Source organism: Mesorhizobium sp. M0800 (assembly GCF_040320095.1).
GTDB lineage: Bacteria > Pseudomonadota > Alphaproteobacteria > Rhizobiales > Rhizobiaceae > Mesorhizobium.
Genome location: NZ_JAMYOZ010000019.1, coordinates 36876 through 54679 on the forward strand (window position 1 = coordinate 36876; position 17804 = coordinate 54679).

Consider the following 17804-nt stretch of genomic DNA (forward strand, 5'->3'; position numbering starts at 1 on the left):
CTTGGCTGCCTCTATCCCTGTGATGGATGAGCCCGCCTCCCTGCACGGGCCGCCGATCATGGAGAGCCTGTTCCAGGGCATCGAGAACGAAGGCTGCATGCGCCGTCCGGCTCACCCGCCAGCCGACGATCCGACGGGCATAGGTGTCGATGACAAAGGCGACATAGACGAAGCCCGTCCAGGTCGCGACGCAGGTGAAGTCGGAGACCCGCAGCATGTTCGGCGCGGAGCAGTGGAACTGGCGGTTGACGTGGTCGAGAGGGCAAGGTGCGGCCTTGTCGCTCACCGTAGTGCGGATCGGCGGACGATGCCTTCGAGGCCCATGGCCTTCATCAAGCGGGCAACCGTGCAGCGGGCGACGTCGAAGCCCTCGCGACGCAACCGCCGCCAGACCTTGCGAACGCCGTAGACGCGGAAGTTCGCCTCAAACCGTCGGACCTCATCCTTCGAGGCTGTATCCCATCTTGCCCGAGCCGAGAGCCGGCAGGGGTCGATGCGCTTGGCGACATGGTCGTGGTAGGTCGACGGGGCGATCGGCAGCACCTTGCAGATCGGCTCGACCCCATGCGCCTGGCGGTGATCGTCGATGAACGCGATCGTGGCCTGAACCGGCGGTCGAGCTTCGCCTGGGCAAAATACGCGGAAGCCTTGCGAAGGATCTCGTTGGCCTGGCGAAGCTCGCGGTTCTCGTTTCCAGAGCCTTGAGTTTCGTCGCCACATCCGTAGGCACACCGACTTGCACGCCACTGTCGCGCTCGGCCTTCTCCACCCCCTCATGCAGCGTCTGCGCCGTGCAGCCGATCTTGGCGGCGATCGATGAAACCGCCGCCCACCGCGACGTATGCTCGCGTTCGTGATCCAGAACCAGCCGCACCGCGCGGGCCCGGACCTCGGGAGAGAACTTGTTGGTCGTCTTGCTTGTCATGGTTCCACCTTCTCAGGAGTTGGAGCCTCCGATCAACCCGGCGCGGTTCACAACAAGGGTCACGGATCAATCTGGGCGGGAACCCTAGAGAATCAGCCCTCAGAGCCTTTGGTAATAGACCGACCCCTCGCACCTGTTTGGGCTGGGTGTACAAGTCAGGTTTTCATCAGGTTGGACGAGTATGTCTGGCAGCCAGAGCGCGACCACTTCCGTGCCCGCCCGCTCGTCTGGCAGACACACAAAGGAGAAAGATATGCCGTCAGCTACAAGCAGCGCCATCGTTTCCTGCCGCAGATCATCGCCCATCCGGTCTGGCCCTCCTTCAGGTCCCCTTGAGCCTGTGTCTCGTCGAGGAAATGGCCCGGGAGCGGGATCGTGGTTTCGTATGAGACAATCCGCCGGTGCGGCAACAAATGCGGTCCGCATACGGAGCCATTACGTCGCGGCACTTGATATTGCAGTGCAGCAAAGGTAGAGGGCCGCCCCTTATCGGAGTGTCGTCCATGGCCCTTACCAATGCTGGTAGCGAGGCAGAACCCGTCGAACAATCGAGCCATCCCGAAATCGAACAGCACAGCACCAAGGTGCTGATGCTAGGCGCGCTCGGCGTTGTCTATGGCGATATTGGCACCAGCCCGATCTACGCGTTCCGTGAGGCGCTGGTGGCGTCGTCGGGCGGCAATGTCGCCGAGCGCGGCGATATCCTCGGCGTGCTGTCGCTGATCATCTGGTCGCTGACTATCATCGTCACCATCAAGTACATCATGTTCGTGCTGCGCGCCGATAACGGCGGCGAGGGCGGCGTGCTGTCGCTGATGGCGCTAGCGCGCGGCAGTTTCCCCAAGCGGTCGGCGGTGATCCTGGGCATCGGCATCGTCGGCGCCTCGCTGTTTTTCGGCGACGCGGTCATCACGCCCGCGATTTCGGTGCTGTCGGCGGTCGAGGGTATGAACGTCGTCACGCCGACCTTCCAGCCCTATGTGGTGCCGCTGACACTGGTCATCCTGGCCATGGTGTTCGCGGTGCAGCGCTTTGGCACCGGCGGGGTGGGATTGGTGTTCGGCCCGGTGACCGCCGTATGGTTCCTGGCAATTGGCCTTTGCGGTCTCAACCACATCATCGCCGATCCAGAAATCCTGTGGGCGGTGAGCCCGCACTACATCGTCGCCTTCCTGATCAATTCGCCCGACGTCGCTTTCGTGACCATCGGCGCCATCTTCCTCGCCGTCACCGGCGCCGAAGCACTCTATGCCGATCTCGGCCATTTCGGCCGCAAGCCGATCGTGCTGGCCTGGCTGGCGATCGTGTTTCCCTGCCTGCTGCTCAATTATGCCGGGCAAGGCGCCTTCGTGCTGGCCAAGAACGGCGTCGTCGGCCATCCATTCTTCGAGATGAACGAAGGCTGGACGCTGATCCCGATGGTGGTATTGGCAACCGCGGCGACGGTGATCGCTAGCCAGGCGGTCATCTCCGGCGCCTTCTCGCTGACCCGGCAGGCGGTGCAGCTCAATATGCTGCCGCGCCTCGAAATCCTGCACACGTCGGAACGGCAGTCGGGCCAGATCTACATGCCGCGCGTCAATCTGTTGCTGGCGTTGGCGGTGATGTTGCTGGTCGTCGGTTTCGGCGAATCGAGCAAGCTGGCCTCCGCCTATGGCATCTCGGTGACCGGCAACATGCTGGTGACGACGGTGCTGCTGTTCGTCGTCATGACGCGCATTTGGAAATGGCGCCTGTGGGTGGCGGTGGCGATGACGGCGGTGTTCGCGTTCATCGACATCGGCTTCTTTGCCTCCAACATCGTCAAGGTGTTCGAGGGCGGCTGGGCGTCGCTTGCGGTGGCCTTCACCATCGTTTTGGCGATGTGGACCTGGGTGCGCGGCAGCCGCTATCTGTTCGACAAGACCCGGCGCAACGAAATCCCGCTCGATTTCCTCGCCGGCAATCTGTTGAAGAAGAAGCCGCAGCTGGTGTCCGGCACCGCCGTGTTCCTGACCAGCGATCCGCAAAGCGCGCCGACAGCGCTGATGCACAGCCTGAAGCACTACAAGGTGCTGCACGAGCAGAACGTCATTCTTTCGGTGGTCACCGCGCCGCAGCCGCTGGTGCCCGACAGCGAGCGGGTCAAGATGGAGACAGTCAACGAGTTGTTCATGCGGGTGACGCTGACCTTCGGCTACATGGAACAGCCAAACATTCCGCGCGCCCTGGCGACCTGCCGCAAGCAAGGCTGGAAGTTTGACATCATGACGACATCCTTCTTCCTGTCGAGGCGCTCGCTCAAAGCCTCGCCCAATTCGGGCATGCCGGTGTGGCAGGACAAGCTGTTCATCGGCCTGGCACGCACGGCCGCCGATGCGACCGAATATTTCCAGATCCCGACCGGACGCGTCGTCGAGATCGGAACGCAAGTGACGATTTAGGGCATGCCGCGGTTGAGAAGAATCGGTGCTGTCACATTGATTGAGCGGTAAGGAAATTCAGGTAGCAGCGCGCCCGGCACTGTAAGTTTCAGCGGCTTGATGCAGCGATAGCTGGCCGGGACGGCTGTCACGCTGTGGCGACACAATGCATGGCGGCGTTACGCAGGTCTCGATGTTGAGCCGATGACAGCGCATTGCAGGGAAAGTGGAGCAGGTCGGCAATCGGATCATGGATGGAAACGAACCGCTGAAGCTGGCGTGCCGACTTGAAGCGTTTCATGATCCTTTCGCGTCGTCGGGCCGGCTGGTGCGAATTTTCCGCTCGATAATTCAGGCCTGTGTGCGACCGGTGTTCGACGCCGGGCATGAGGTCGCGCATGGCGGCATCATAGGATCGGAGCTTGTCGGTGATCATGATCCGTGGTGTCTGCCCTTGAGCCTTCAACTTGCGCATCAGACGCTTTGCCGCCTTGGCATTTCGGCGGCTTTGTACCAGCACTTCGAGGACGAAGCCGTCCTGATCGACGGCACGCCAGAGCCACTGCTTCTTGCCACTGATAGCCACGACACATTCGTCGAGATGCCATTTGTCGCCCAGGCAGCCGGCTGACCGTCGCTTGATCTCTCGGGCGAAATTCCGTCCGAATTTCTCCGCGCAGCTTCGAACGGTCTGATGCGTGACGATGATGCCGCGGGCCGCCAGCATGCCTTCAACCATGCGCAGGCTGAGCGGAAAGCGAAAGTAGAGCCATACCGCGTGCGCAATGATCTCGGGGGAAAGCGGTGGCGACCATAGAGCGGACCACGAGCAACTTCTGACATGGCCCAATGTACGCACATCTTCATAGCTGTCGGTTGACTTTACGGTGCCGCGCCAAGCGAGCAGCATCCGGCCGGCGGGGCCGACCCCGTCTCCCGGCCGTGAGCAGAACGGCATCGCGCAGGGGCCGCTTCATCCTCGACGCGGCCAGCCTGCTTTGCCGTTACCGCCGCCGCCGAAAGCGCCAGGCGTTGCCGCCAGGCGCCGGTCCGCCGGCAGCGGTTCGTCTCCACCGATGCTCCGATTGCCAACCAGTTCCACTTTCCCCCAATACTTGCGTAACGCCGCTATGCAAATCTGGAACAAAATCGCGTATGTCGCCGCAGCATGACAGCCGTCCCGGCCAGCTATCGCTGCATCAAGACGCTGATATTTTTACAATGCCCGCACGCCTCTCGCGCGCCAACGGCCAGTCGGTGTCGCGAATTGAGGCGCGCTGAAGCCGTCCGGCTCAGCCGATCATGGCGCTTCGGTTGCCGGGTTCGAGGTCGTGGCCTCTGCCGCTGCGCGATTCTAGCATTTGCGCCTTGGAGAGCTCTGCTTCAGCCTCGGCGAGGCATTGCGCGGCTGCGGTTCTCTGCCGCAGAAGGTCCGATTGCGAATTCTTGACGTTGTCACGACGTAGGCGAGCGGCCTTGGCGAACGTCGGATAAGCGAAATGATTGACATCGGAGATGCCGGCCTTCGTTTCCTCGGCGTTTATCTGGAAGTCCAGTTCTCGCGCCATGCGTTCGAAATCGGCAATCATGATGTCTAGCTGGTGCAACTGTCGCCGCTTCTCATTCACCTGAAATTGCTTCAGTCGGACCAGATTACCTCGTGGCTTCATGACTCGGTACTCCGGTACCCATTTCGTCCAATCAAACCGCTCTCTCCCCTTAACGTTAGGCCTACAGCGACTCTCACGTTTTCTGCTGCGAGCGGAAACATATTTTCCAAAATCCTTGGCCGATGGCTATGAGTTCAATGGCATCGACAAGCATGCGAGCGGGGGACTTAAGGGGCGGTAAAAAAAGGCGGAATAGGGCGATTTTCACAATGTCTGCATATGAACGCGTTGAGACCTGCGGCGGGCTTGACACACAAAGCAATCGTCAAGATTTGCGACATGGACGCCGGGGGGCATGAATACGCCCGCCGTCAGCTACACGCCCCCCGATTTCCGCCGCCTATTATCGCCCACGCGGTCTGGCTTTATTTCCGGTTTCCGCTGAGCCTGCGCCTGGTGGAGGAAATGCTGCTGGAACGCGGCATCGTGGTTTCGTATGAGACAAGTCGCCGGTGGGGCATCAAGTTCGGGCCGGACTGCGCTCGCTGCTTGCGCCGCAAGCCGCCGTGCCGGAATGATGTCTGGTACCTGAACGAAGTGGTCGTCACCATCGCCCGGCAAAAAGCTTTGGTTGTGGCGCGCCGTCGACCAGGATGCGTGGCCAACCATGCCTCCTTTGGACACATGGCCTGCGCGAGGCAGAGCGCGACCGACAGCGCCGATGGCTTCTCAAGGGTGAGGCAGAAGCCGAGAATGCAGCGCGTCGCCACGTCGCTAACGATCGTAAGATATGCGCGGCCGATGAAGGTTCCACCACCGTCGACGACCTCAACGAAGTTGATGTCGGTGGGTGTGTGATTGATCTGGCAGACATCCAGCGGGTGCGTGGCATGGATGTAACCCGGCCGCGCCTTGAGCCGTTGAAGATGCTTCGGGTTCGCTGATCTTTTCCTCGCGATCTCCTCGGGGCTGAACAGCGAGGGTATGCGACGCGCGACGGTGAGATAGGATGGAGTGGCCAGGCCGGCCTCCTCGCAGCGAGCCCGGACCTCGGCCACGACGGGAGCGAGCGGCGGAGCCTCCAGCACGAGCCACTGCGTCTTCACGATGATCTCCTCGATACCCTGGTCAAGGCGCTTTTTCCGAGTCCCGTCCCCGTCGCGCAGCAGCGACGTCACGGTCCGGTCGATGCGGTAGCGCGCCAGCAGATTGTAGATCTGGCGGGTCGACAGGCGCAGCTCCGCGGCGGCCCGCTCGATCGGCGCCTGACGGGGCCCCGCACCATCGAGGATCTTATCCAGCTCGCGGGCTACACGACGTGCCGCGGACCATGCTTCATCGGAGAGAGATGGGGAAGGAGTTGCTTTTCGGTTGTGTAATCGGTTCGGCAAATGACCAATGAAATCGTTAGCGGAAAATCGGGGCTGTCGTAGCGCTAAAACCTAAACAACACCTAACTTTTCCCTGTTTGAAATCGGGAAGTAAAAGCGACACCGGTAAACCAGCGAGCCATCTCCAATATGTGAATTGTGGATTGCTCCTCGACGGGAGCTGAGGGGCGGCTCCGCAAGCTTACGACGCTCTTTGCGAGCCGTAGCTGCCGAGCTGGCAAAAGGCCGGGCTACGTCGCGCCAGCGCAATCGGCGCGCAGAAAATTAGGCCTACCCGCTTCGGGACCGCGGACCTCGTCAGCTTCTCGTAAGTATGCCCGAGTAGGTTGCTCAGCTGATCTGTGGACGTGAGGCTAGCGTGAACCGGCACAAATTTGACCTATCCAATGTAACAGCTTGGCGGCAGGTGCAGCCCCCGGCATCTCAAGAGCAAGCGGCACAGGCCGGGCAAGCGGGCTTTGAGCAGCGCTTGGGCGAGGCGCGCCGAGCCGCTGCCCAAATTCCGGCCCCCGGCGTTCCGGCTCTGCCAGACCCGTTCCATCCTCATCCGTCTCAGGGAGACCTGAGCCTCATCGAAGCCGCGGCCCCATGGGAAGCGCAGCCCATGATGCAAGGGAGCGGACAAGAACACGCCGCGGCGCCGTACGCCGGAGGCAGTGGGTCGATGCTAGGTGCCTCGGTGCTGCAGCCGGGTCACTCAACGGCGCGCCATCTTCATGCGCCGGATTCGTCAGTGGTTGATCTGAATCCCGCACCGGTCGAGTTGCGTGACCATGCTCGTTCTGTGCCGGCGGCGGTGCAGCCAGATCCTTCAATAGTGGTCTCCGGTCACGACAAGCGTCCTCTTTATTCCAACGATGCGACTGTTGTCGAAGGGCTGAGGTCAGCACTCTATGCCGGTAAGGTCGGGGAGCGCTCGGTCAAGCGCCATGTAAATTCTCTTCTCGGCTTCGGTCGTTGGCTCTTTGATAATAACAGGCCGGGATTTGCTGCTCGGCTTGACGCGCTGGATCAGGATCTCAAGGAGTACGAGAGCAGGGTCGGCCCCTCGGAGTACGAGAGCAGGCGTGGCCCCTCGGACGTGGCTAGAGCAGTGGGTCGTCTCAAGACGTGGGCGGGCGGAGCGCCAGTGCTGGGCCGCGCTGTCCTGACTCCCGACCCTGCCGACGCCGCGCTCATCAGAAAATACACAGCGGCTCTCATCAAAGAGTACAAGGCAGCGTCTGCGACCGAGCCGAATCCCGCTACCATTCAGACCTATGGATCTGCTCTTAGACGTTTTAGTCAATACCTGGTTGAAAACAACAAGCCGGGGATTGCGGCTCGGCTTCACGAGGGGTCGCTGGATGAAGATGCCAAGCGCTATATGAACTCCGGTGGGATCAGTGCACTAGCTCATCTCCGGAAGTCCGAACTCAGGCGCGAAATTGCCCTTGCTGCTCGTCCGGAAGACGCAGTCGGCATGGAGGCTCGTGCCATTGGGGACGCCGCTGCGCAGCATAGCGGGCCGCAGAAGGCATTGGGTCGGCCAGAGAAGCTCCCTGGGAAAGCTAATGAAGACGGGCGGGTGCTCGGCGCATTGCAATTGCTAGGCGACCAACATATCCAGAGGGATTACCAGCTCCTGGAGCAGGAGTTGCAGGGGAACAATCCAGAACTCGCCGCCCGGACGCGGTTCGTGGATCCCCTCGTAGCCCATTCTCATCTGCGCTTCGGCTCCGAGAGCGACAGGCTAAGCGCATTCCAGCGCATCGTCCATAATCAGAACGGTAACGACACAGCCGACTTCCTGTTCGTGCCAGTGAGCGATGCCGGTACGACTCGTGAGGAGCGCGGCACCCATTGGTCGCTGCTATTCGTTGATCGCCGCGACCGGGCACGGCCGGTTGCCCATCATTATGACTCCGCCGGGGAATACAATAAAGAGCTTGCAAAAGAGTTCGCAAAAAGGCTGGGCGCCCGCCTGGACTCACCCCGCATGGCCCAGCAGAGCAACAGGTGGGATTGCGGAGTCTACGTGGTGGACGGCACGCGGGCGCTGGTTGGGCGATTGCAAAGATGGCAGCCAGATGACCTGAACCTCAACAACCTCGTCGTCAATCGGCAGGCACTACAAGCCCGACTCATGGGTGACGATACATCTGGAACGGCAAATTATCTCACGAACTTTGAACTCATGGACCGACACGCCCGAGAAGCGGTTAAGGAAAGCCCCGTTGGGACGGGGGACGCCGCTGCGCAGCGCAGCGGGCCGCAGGAGACATTCAGTTGGCCGGAGAATCTCCCCCTTGGGGAAGCTAATGAAGACGACGCTGTTGTGGCATCGTCTTTCGTGCCTGGGCACCATCACCAAGCCTCGGATCCCGCAGGGTCCTTTCGTCCCCTGAGCTGGCGCGACGGCGACCAGCGCGCGCTGGACGAGCGGATCGCTGCACAGGACAGGAGCAACCAGCTACCAAGCGAGGAGGTCCTCATCAACCGTGAGCATGATACAGCGGAGTTGAGACCAGCGAAGAGGCAAAGGACCCTGAACAGTCGTCTGCAGGACGTTGCCACTGAGCCGCAGCTGAGCGAGACCGGCAATTCAGGCGCTCGCGTGCTGATGCAGGCCCCCACCCATCAAGTGGGTGCATTGCCATGGGAGGCGCAGCCCATGATGCAAGGGAGCGGACAAGAACACGCCGCGGCGCCGTACGCCGGAGGCAGTGGCGAGCACCTGGCACCGCATACCGGAGGCAGTGGGTCGATGCTGGGTGCCTCGGTGCTGCAGCCGGGTCACTCAACGGCGCGCCATCATCATGCGCCGGATTCGTCAGTGGTTGATCTGAATCCCCCCGCACCGTTCGAGTTGCGTGACCATGCTCGTTCTGTGCCGGCGGCGCCTGCCGGGCCAGCGTTCGCCAGGGCTGAGGAGACGCCCTCCGCGGTTGGCGAGGCCGCGGTGGCCGAAAGGCTGGCTCGGTTGCAAAAGCAGACGGTCGACGCTGATTTGTCGGGATATTTCGACTCGATTCCGCACGCGGACCTTCTACGATCGCCATGGGAGGCGCAACTCATGACGCAAGGGAGCGGACAAGAACACGCCGCGGCGCCCTACGCCGGAGGCAGTGGGTCGATGCTGGGTGCCTCGGTGCTGCAGCCGGGTCACTCAACGGCGCGCCATCTTCATGCGCCGGATTCGTCAGTGGTTGATCTGAATCCCCCCTCACCGTCCGAGTTGCGTGACCCTGCTCGTTCTGTGCCGGCGGCGCCTGCCGGGCCAGCGTTCGCCAGGGCTGAGGAGACGCCCTCCGCGGTTGGCGAGGCCGCGGTGGCCGAAAGGCTGGCTCGGTTGCAAAAGCAGACGGTCGACGCTGATTTGTCGGGATATTTCGACTCGATTCCGCACGCGGACCTTCTACGATCGCCATGGGAGGCGCAACTCATGACGCAAGGGAGCGGACAAGAACACGCCGCGGCGCCCTACGCCGGAGGCAGTGGGTCGATGCTGGGTGCCTCGGTGCTGCAGCCGGGTCACTCAAGGGCGCGCCATCATGATGCGCCGGATTCGTCAGTGGTTGATCTGAATCCCCTCGCACCGTTCGAGTTGCGTGACCATGCTCGTTCTGTGCCGGCGGCGCCTGCCGGGCCAGCGTTCGCCAGGGCTGAGGAGACGCCCTCCGCGGTTGGCGAGGCCGCGGTGGCCGAAAGGTGGGCTCGGTTGCAAAAGCAAATGGACGAACCAGTGCATGATCCCGGCCCTCAAGTGGATACATCGCCATGGGAGGCGCAACTCATGGTGCAAGGGAGCGGACAAGAACACGCCGCGGCGCCCTACGCCGGAGGCAGTGGATCGATGCTGGGTGCCTCGGTGCTGCAGCCGGGTCACTCAACGGCGCGCCATCATCATGCGCCGGATTCGTCAGTGGTTGATCTGAATCCCCCCGCACCGTCCGAGTTGCGTGACCCTGCTCGTTCTGTGCCGGCGGCGGTGCAGCCAGATCCTCCAATAGGGGTCTCCGGTCCCGACAAGCGTCCTCTTTATTCCAACGATGCGACCGTTGTCGAAGGGCTGAGGTCAGCATTGGAGAGCACGGTCAAGCGCCATGTAAATTCTCTTCTCGGCTTTGGTCGTTGGCTCTTTGATAATAACAGGCCGGGATTTGCTGCTCGGCTTCACGAGGAGTCGCTGGATCCGGATCTCAAGGAGTACGAGAGCAAGAGTGGCTCCTCGGACGTGGCTAGAGCAGTGGGTCATCTCAAGACGTGGGCGGGCGGAGCGCCAGTGCTGGACCGCGCCGCTGTCCGGAATCCCGACCCTGCCGACGCCGCGCTCATCAGAGATTACACAGCGGCTCCCATCAGAGAGTACAAGGCAGCGCCGACCGGGCCGAATCCCGGTACCATTCAGACCTATGGATCTGCTCCTAGACGTTTCAGTGAATACCTGCATGAAAACAACAAGCCGGGGATTGCGGATCGGCTTCACGAGGGGTCGCTGGATGAAGATGCCAAGCGCTATGTGAACTCCGGTGGGATCAGTGCACTAGCTCATCTCCGGAAGCCCGAACTCGGGCGCGAAATTGCCCTTGCTGCTCGTCCGGAAGACGCAGTCGGCATGGAGGCTCGTGCCATTGGGGACGCCGCTGCGCAGCGCAGCGGGCCGCAGGAGGCATTGGGTCGGCCAGAGAAGCCCCCTGGGAAAGCTAAAGACGGGCGGGTGCTCGGCGCATTGGAATTGCTAGGCGACGAACATATCCAGAGGGATTACCAGCTCCTGGAGCAGGAGTTGCAGGGGAACAATCCAGATCTCGCCGCCCGGACGCGGTTCGTGGATCCCCTCGTAGCCAATTATCATCTGCGCTTGGGCTCCAAGAGCGACAGGCTAAGCGCATTCCAGCGCATCGTCCATAATCAGAACGGTAACGACACAGCCGACTTCCTGTTCGTGCCAGTGAGCGATGGCGGTAAGACTCTTGCGGAGCGCGGCACCCATTGGTCGCTGCTGTTCGTTGATCGCAGCGACCGGGAACGGCCGGTTGCCTATCATTATGACTCCGTCAGCGGATGGCATGACCCGCTTGCAAAAAAGCTCGCAAAAAATCTGGGCGTCAGCCTGGAGACCCGCGTGGACTCACCCCGCATCGCCCAGCAGAGAAACGAGGTGGATTGCGGAGTCCACGTGGTGGACGGCACGCGGGCGCTGGTTGGGCGATTGCAAAGATCGCAGCCAGACCTGCCAGACGTGAACCTCAACAACCTCGTCGTCAATCGGCAGGCACTACAAACCCGCCTCAGGGGTGACGATACATTCGGAACGGCAAATAATCTCACGAACTTTGAACTCATGGACCGACAGGCCCGAGACGCGGTTAAGGAAAGCCCCGTTGGGACGTTTCCCCAGCAGATCAAGCGGCTCGGCCAGTCAGCGCCAGACGTTGCTCCCGGGGACCCATTTAAATTTCAAAGTCTTGAGAGCAAGGGGGACGCCGCTGCGCAGCGCAGCGGGCCGCAGGAGACATTCAGTTGGCCGGAGAATCTCCCCCCTGGGGAAGCTAATGAAGACGCCGCTGTTCTGCCATCGTCTTTCGTGCCAACTGGGCCCCATCACCAAGCCTCGGATCCCGCAGGGTCCTTTCGTCCCCTGAGCGGGCGCCACGGCGACCAGCGCGCGCTGGACGAGCGGATCCCTGCACAGGACAGGAGCAACCGGCTACCAAGCGAGGAGGTCCTCATCAACCGTGAGCATGATACAGCGGAGTTGAGACCAGCGAAGAGGCAAAGGACCCTGAACAGTCGTCTGCAGGACGTTGCCACTGAGCCGCAGCTGAGCGAGATCGGCAATTCAGGCGCTCGCGTGCTGATGCAGGCCCCCACCCGTCAAGTGGGTGCATTGCCATGGGAAGCGCAGCCCATGATGCAAGGGAGCGGACAAGAACACGCCGCGGCGCCGTACGCCGGAGGCAGTGGGTCGATGCTAGGTGCCTCGGTGCTGCAGCCGGGTCACTCAACAGCGCGCCATCATGATGCGCCGGATTCGTCATTGGTTGATCTGAATCCCCCCGCACCGTTCGAGTTGCGTGACCATGCTCGTTCTGTGCCGGCGGCGGTGCAGCCAGATCCTCCAATAGTGGTCTCCGGTCACGACAAGCGTCCTCTTTATTCCAACGATGCGACCGTTGTCGAAGGGCTGAGGTCAGCACTCTATGCCGGTAAGGTCCAGGAGAGCACGGTCAAGCGCCATGTAGATTCTCTTCTCGGCTTTGGTCATTGGCTCTTTAAAAACAACAAGCCGGGATTTGCCGCTCGGCTTCACGAGGAGTCGCTGGATCCGGATCTCAAGGAGTACCAGCGCAAGAGTGGCTCCTCGGACGTGGCTGGGTCACTGGGTCGTCTCAAAACGTGGGCGGGCGGAGCGCCAGTGCTGGGCCGCGCTGTCCTGAATCCCGACCCTGCCGACGCCGCGCTCATCAGAGAGTACACAGCGGCTCTCATCAAAGAGTACAAGGGAGCGCCTGCGACCGGGCCGAATCCCAGTACCATTCAGGTCTATGGGTCTGCTCTTAGACGTTTTAGTCAATGCCTGGTTGAAAACAAAAAGCCGCGGATTGCGGATCGGCTTCACGAGGGGTCGCTGGATGAAGATGCCAAGCGCTATATGAACTCCGCTGGGATCAGTGCACTAGCTCATCTCCGGAAGTTCGCACCCGGGCGCAAAATTGCCCTTGCTGCTCGTCGGGAAGACGCAGTCGGCATGGAGGCTCGTGCCATTGGGGACGCCGCTGCGCAGACCGCGGCACAAGCTCATGGCCACGCAGGAGAGCAGGGACCCATCTCTCGAGCTCAACAAGTCGCGCCAGCGCCGTTTGAACGGCACTTGGGCAAGAAGCGCGAGGCCCAGGACGGACTGACGAGTACACTTGACAGGAGCAACCTCGTGAACAGCGGGGGCGTCATCATAAACAATGAACATTACACAGCGCTGTTGAGACCGGCGAAGAGGCAGAGGACTGATAATCCGCAAAGCCGCGCCATGGGGCGGCAACTGAGCGAAGCAACCACGACGTCCATCAGCCAAGCCTCCGATCAAGCCCGAGCGGACCTAATGGCTTCCTTCAGAAGCAGGGAGCGCTCCGACGCGGGGCGTTGAGCTCCATGGCTGGGGTCAAATCGCCAAACCGACGCAAATTGTCGGACAGGGGAGGCCGCTGAGCCTCATCCGCTTCGATGAGAGCGGCGTCGGCGGGTTCTGTCGCAAACTTTTCGGAAAGGTCATTTGCCGCAAAAAATCGCTTGCGGCATCGCGACGAGCACTGAAGTCGATCAGCAGCCGCAAGAGCCAGTATGTCAGCAACCGGGCTCGAACACATCTCAACCGGTGAAAAGGTTCTCGAAGTCCGCGAGGCCCCCGCGGCGGCCATCATCATGTACGCGTTGCGGCACCTCGAAACCGCTTCCCTTGGCGTCGGATCAATCGTGTTGAATCAGCAAGCCTGGCCCCAGGAGGCGGTTTCAGGTGCATGGCGCAGTACTATTCACAAGAGGGTGCGAACGGGGCATAGCGTGCGCACTCGAAGGCGTCAGCGGGAGCGTCAGCTACATAGTCGATAACACGCGCTTTTTACCTCGGTCTCGGCTCGCAACGATGGATTGCTAACGGCGAACTCATGCTGGTCGGCAAGGCGATACTGGCTGGAGCATCAACTCGGCCGACGAGAGTGGCCACACCATCCTAGACAGGATCGGCCGATATGCCCGGCATCGCCGCTCTGCAAAAAGCACAGCGGGCATCCAGACGTTGCCGGGTTGACTATGGGTGTCCGAACCGCGAAAAGAGGCCGCTCTTTCTGAGTGGCGTGGGCCGGCAGTCTAACCCCAAGCCCCCCGCCCGGGCTGCCGGCGCGCTTCTAGGAACATCGAGGTAGATGACGAGACTCCGAACTACATTTCCAAAGCTATCGGTGGATTCACATTTCAAGCCCAATCGATTTCCTACAGCCAGGCGCGAAGGAACGTTCAGAATTCACATCAAGGTGCACCGCTGTTGCGTCCCGAACAGGTGCGGCTGCTCAATGACGAGTACGAAATCGTTCTCATCAAGGTCTGCCACCATTAAAATTGAGGAAGGTGCGATATTTTTCCGATCGCATTCTGAAACGCATCTTTGAAAGCCAGACAGGCGCCCTCCCGGAGCCGACGCCCTTGACGAAAGCAGACGGGGGGCTCTCCACAGAAAAACTCGATGAGCCGCTGCGTGGATTGGCGCAGGACTTTGACGATACAGTTTGATGTGAGGCTAGTATGAACCCGCGAAATAGTAATCCATCCCGTGTAACAGCTTTGTCGCAGGTGCAGGACGCCGGCTTGGAAGACGGGCAAGCGGTCCAGGCCCGGCGAGTGGGCTTTGAGCAGCACGTGTCCGAGGCGCTCCGGCCGCTGTTCGATGGTCGAGCTGACGAGCCGCCTACCGGTCCAGAGGAGCTTCTGCGACTGGAACAGGGGTTTCGCGAGGTGCTTCAGCGAGGGCAGGATCATCAAGCCGCCTCGTCTTTTTTCAGCGATCCAAGGATGCCCGCTGGACGGGATGCCCCCAAGGGAAGCGTGTCGGACGCTTTCGCAGCAGCCGGCTCTAGGCACGCCGGAGTTGAGGCCGCCGCCCCGCCAGTGTTAGCTGCCAGCCAACAGCAGATCCGGCCCTCGCCAGTTGCGTTTGACCGGCCGGTATCATCCTCGGCTGCTGCAGGCGTGCGCTTGTATGCCCCTTCGATGATCTCTCGGAAGACCAGTTCCGAAAACTGCGATCAGTTGCCCGCCTTGTGCTGCCGCCTCGCCGTCGAGGTCGAAACGCCCGCGAATCAATGGAAGGTCAGCGGGCCATGGGGGCAGAGTGCAACGGTGTCTACACCGCCTATTTGAGGGGAGAGGTACACTTGGCTTTCCTGTTCCAGCAGCATCCGGCCGCACACCGACGCGATGGGGAGCTAGAATTCAAATCGGACCTTCGCAAGGCACGCACCGCGGATCAAACGCCGTTCGTTTGGGAAAAATGGCTCAGTACCGACAAAGCTTCTGTAATGGCCCTAGTGGCCTCGGTTGCGCTCTTGGTCGCGATACAGTGGCAAGACCCCCAGATCAACGAGGCGGTCCTAAGCGAACTGCGGACGATTCAGATCAACTACGCATTGCTCCAGCGAGACGTCGCCCGCGCCGACATGGTATTGGACTTCCGTTCCGTTGCTTCTACCGGGCAAGCATTAAAAAGGAACCTTCAAAACTACCAACGCCTTGTTGAGATTTCGCCCAATGAGAGCTCCGGGGTGCACTCCAGGTTGGTTGCACAGCTCAAAAAGTCCCTCGAAAACACAGAAGCTGCCATCTCGGCCTCGGCCGCGCAAAATGAGCTTCTGCAAAGCTCTCTCGTACGCTTTGCTCGCTCGGCTAATCGCCTTCGGGGGGGAGTGTCGAACAGGCCTGAATTTTCCAATCTGATCCTTCAATTTTCGGCCAGACCGGGATTCAGCCTCGCATTACAAATCGATCAGTCTCTCCGCCGACTTCCTCCTAGCCAGGACCAAGTCACGGAGGATGTTGCCCGCGAGGGCCGCGCTATCCTGTCCTCAATGTTGAGGTTGGACCGCGCTGTCAATCGGATCCCATCCTTCGACACGTTCGCCAAGGCTGCCGAATTGGAGCGAGAACATCTGAAAGCCTACAGCTTCGCCAGCGCGCAAGCGCAGCGTACACGACTTTTCTTTGGCTTGGTGTCCATATGCCTCTGCTTGTTTGCGACCATTCGAGCCTCCACGCTGCATGTGCGGACGAACCGGTTGGAAAGGCGGTTAGAGCTTGAAGCGGCGATGAGTGAGATCGAAGCTTGTTTCATCGACAGTCAAGCAACGAAGGCTTCGCGGCGCTTCTCCACCGAAGCAGCGCTTAGACTCATTCAATGCGTTTTCAATGCGGATCAATGCGCGCTTGCTCTGGTGGATCCGAGTATCAGCAGGAATACCGAGTACTTTGTCGCGAACAAGCGCATGCGCGTCTGGAACGCCACGCTAATCAATGAAGTCGTCTCACTTGTACACCCGGAACAGCCAGTGTTTCGCGTCGTTCCCGCGTCGGAAGTGGTTCGGACTGCCGTAGGCACTACCGGTGTTTGTCAAATTGTTGGTTGCAGGGCCTCCGATCAGCAGGCTGCGGTTTGTATCCTTGTTTTTGAAGGAGATCGCTCACCACCCTCCACAGACGACCTCCTGGTTCTGGCGAGCGCTACTGTGCGTTTAGGCAACCATCTTGAAATGCAACGTGTACACACGGAACGTAACCTTTTTGAGAGTCGATGGGAGCATGCGGAAAGGCTGACGGCTGTCGGCACAATCGCAAGCGGCGTTACACATGAATTCAATAATGTTCTAGGAGCAATAGTCGGCTACGCAGAGATGGCTAAAGGTCTTGTGCGTCGCCCCTCGAGAATTCGGGGCCACATCGGCCAAATTATCTTGGCCAGCAACCGAGCCAAACTGATTATTGACCAAATTTTGTCACTAAGCCGAAATCGGAAGCGCGTGGCGATGCCTTTCGACGTCTCGGAGAGTGTAATGGATCTCGCGCCATTGCTGCGGGTTGCACTTCGTGTGGATGTTCAGTTGAACTTCAAGATCAACGAGTGGCAAACGGTGATCGAGGGCAGCCCGACCGAGATACAGCAGATCCTTATGAATCTATGCAAGAACGCGTCGGAGGCTCTCTTGAATGAGGGCCGTGTCGAGATTAGCGTTTCTCGCGCTCACGTCTGTCAAACGAAGCCCGTGGCTAAGGGCACCTTGAAACCGGGAGATTACGTTCTCCTCTCCATCAGCGACGATGGCCAAGGAATCGCAAGTTCGGTGCTTCCGCATATCTTTGAGCCCTTTTTTACCACGCGCTCTCGCGTCGGCGGGACCGGACTGGGTCTTGCTGCAGTGGACCGCCATGTGAGCGCGCTCGCAGGATGCCTTGACGTCACCTCGGCTGTTGGCCGAGGTACACGCTTCGATCTCTACTTACCGGCCTGCGCTGAGGAGCAGGTCAGAGCTGATAGCGCTTTCGGCCCATGCGATGGATCACTTGGCAACGGAGAAATCATTGCAGTCGTGGAGCCCGATCCAGCAGCGTTGGAGATCTACAACGATAAGATCGCCGCGCTTGGTTATAAGCCTGTCGGCTTCGCGACCTTCGAAAGTCTTTGCGACTGGATCGAGAGCGGGAAGGCAGCCGACCTCCTAATTTTCGATAAAGCGACTTTCCTCGGGCCAGGACAGCCCGAAGCCGTACGTACCACCCTGATGACGGTGCCCATCATCGTCGTTGGTGGAAGCGACCCCATGCCGATCACATCTGGTAATCAGACCTTCGTCCTTTGGCTAGCCAAACCGGTCTCGTCCAGGACGATGGAGCATGCAATTCGTAGGATGATAATGGCATGATGCCGCCGACGCGCTCAGGATACCGAGCTACC

At 60.5% G+C, this 17804-nt stretch carries 4 protein-coding genes, 6 pseudogenes and 1 other annotated feature; of the genes and pseudogenes, 5 read left to right on the top strand and 5 right to left on the bottom strand.

Features of this window, described 5'->3' with window-relative positions; all coding sequences use genetic code 11:
• Position 1: 1 nt before the first annotated feature.
• A pseudogene (locus NKI18_RS21185) lies at positions 2-925 on the bottom strand (IS3 family transposase); the annotation flags it as partial.
• Positions 526-642, bottom strand: a sequence feature (AL1L pseudoknot). (Overlaps the previous pseudogene by 117 nt.)
• Positions 926-1428: 503 nt before the next feature.
• Between NKI18_RS21185 and NKI18_RS21190 the strand changes: the two are divergent.
• On the top strand, positions 1429-3348 hold the full coding sequence (locus NKI18_RS21190; RefSeq protein ID WP_353020365.1) for a potassium transporter Kup: 1920 nt from the start codon (positions 1429-1431) through the stop codon (positions 3346-3348).
• A gap of 127 nt (positions 3349-3475) precedes the next feature.
• Here NKI18_RS21190 and NKI18_RS21195 read toward each other — a convergent pair.
• From NKI18_RS21195 to NKI18_RS21205, 3 genes and pseudogenes are all read right to left on the bottom strand, one after another.
• Positions 3476-4170, bottom strand: a pseudogene (locus NKI18_RS21195) (IS6 family transposase).
• 49 nt (positions 4171-4219) lie between these two features.
• Positions 4220-4419: pseudogene (locus NKI18_RS21200) on the bottom strand (DUF1403 family protein); the annotation flags it as partial.
• Between the two features lie 200 nt (positions 4420-4619).
• Positions 4620-4997, bottom strand: a complete 378-nt coding sequence (locus NKI18_RS21205) for a flagellar export protein FliJ (RefSeq protein WP_352653415.1) — start codon at positions 4995-4997, stop codon at positions 4620-4622.
• A 295-nt stretch (positions 4998-5292) separates the two neighbouring features.
• Between NKI18_RS21205 and NKI18_RS21210 the strand changes: the two are divergent.
• Positions 5293-5598, top strand: a pseudogene (locus NKI18_RS21210) (IS6 family transposase); the annotation flags it as partial.
• Here the strand turns inward: NKI18_RS21210 and NKI18_RS21215 are convergent.
• Positions 5597-6328, bottom strand: a pseudogene (locus tag NKI18_RS21215) (TnsB C-terminal domain-containing protein); the annotation flags it as partial. The pseudogenes NKI18_RS21210 and NKI18_RS21215 sit on opposite strands and share 2 nt — an antisense overlap.
• A gap of 358 nt (positions 6329-6686) precedes the next feature.
• Here NKI18_RS21215 and NKI18_RS21220 point away from each other — a divergent pair.
• From NKI18_RS21220 to NKI18_RS21230, 3 genes and pseudogenes are all read left to right on the top strand, one after another.
• The gene (locus tag NKI18_RS21220) at positions 6687-13457 is read left to right on the top strand and encodes a Ulp1 family isopeptidase (protein ID WP_353020367.1); all 6771 of its coding nucleotides are present in this window, start codon (positions 6687-6689) and stop codon (positions 13455-13457) included.
• A gap of 774 nt (positions 13458-14231) precedes the next feature.
• Positions 14232-14596: pseudogene (locus tag NKI18_RS21225) on the top strand (type IV secretory system conjugative DNA transfer family protein); the annotation flags it as partial.
• Between the two features lie 641 nt (positions 14597-15237).
• Entirely contained in the window at positions 15238-17772 is a 2535-nt protein-coding gene (locus tag NKI18_RS21230) for a two-component system VirA-like sensor kinase (RefSeq protein WP_352859937.1), read from the top strand.
• Positions 17773-17804: the final 32 nt, after the last annotated feature.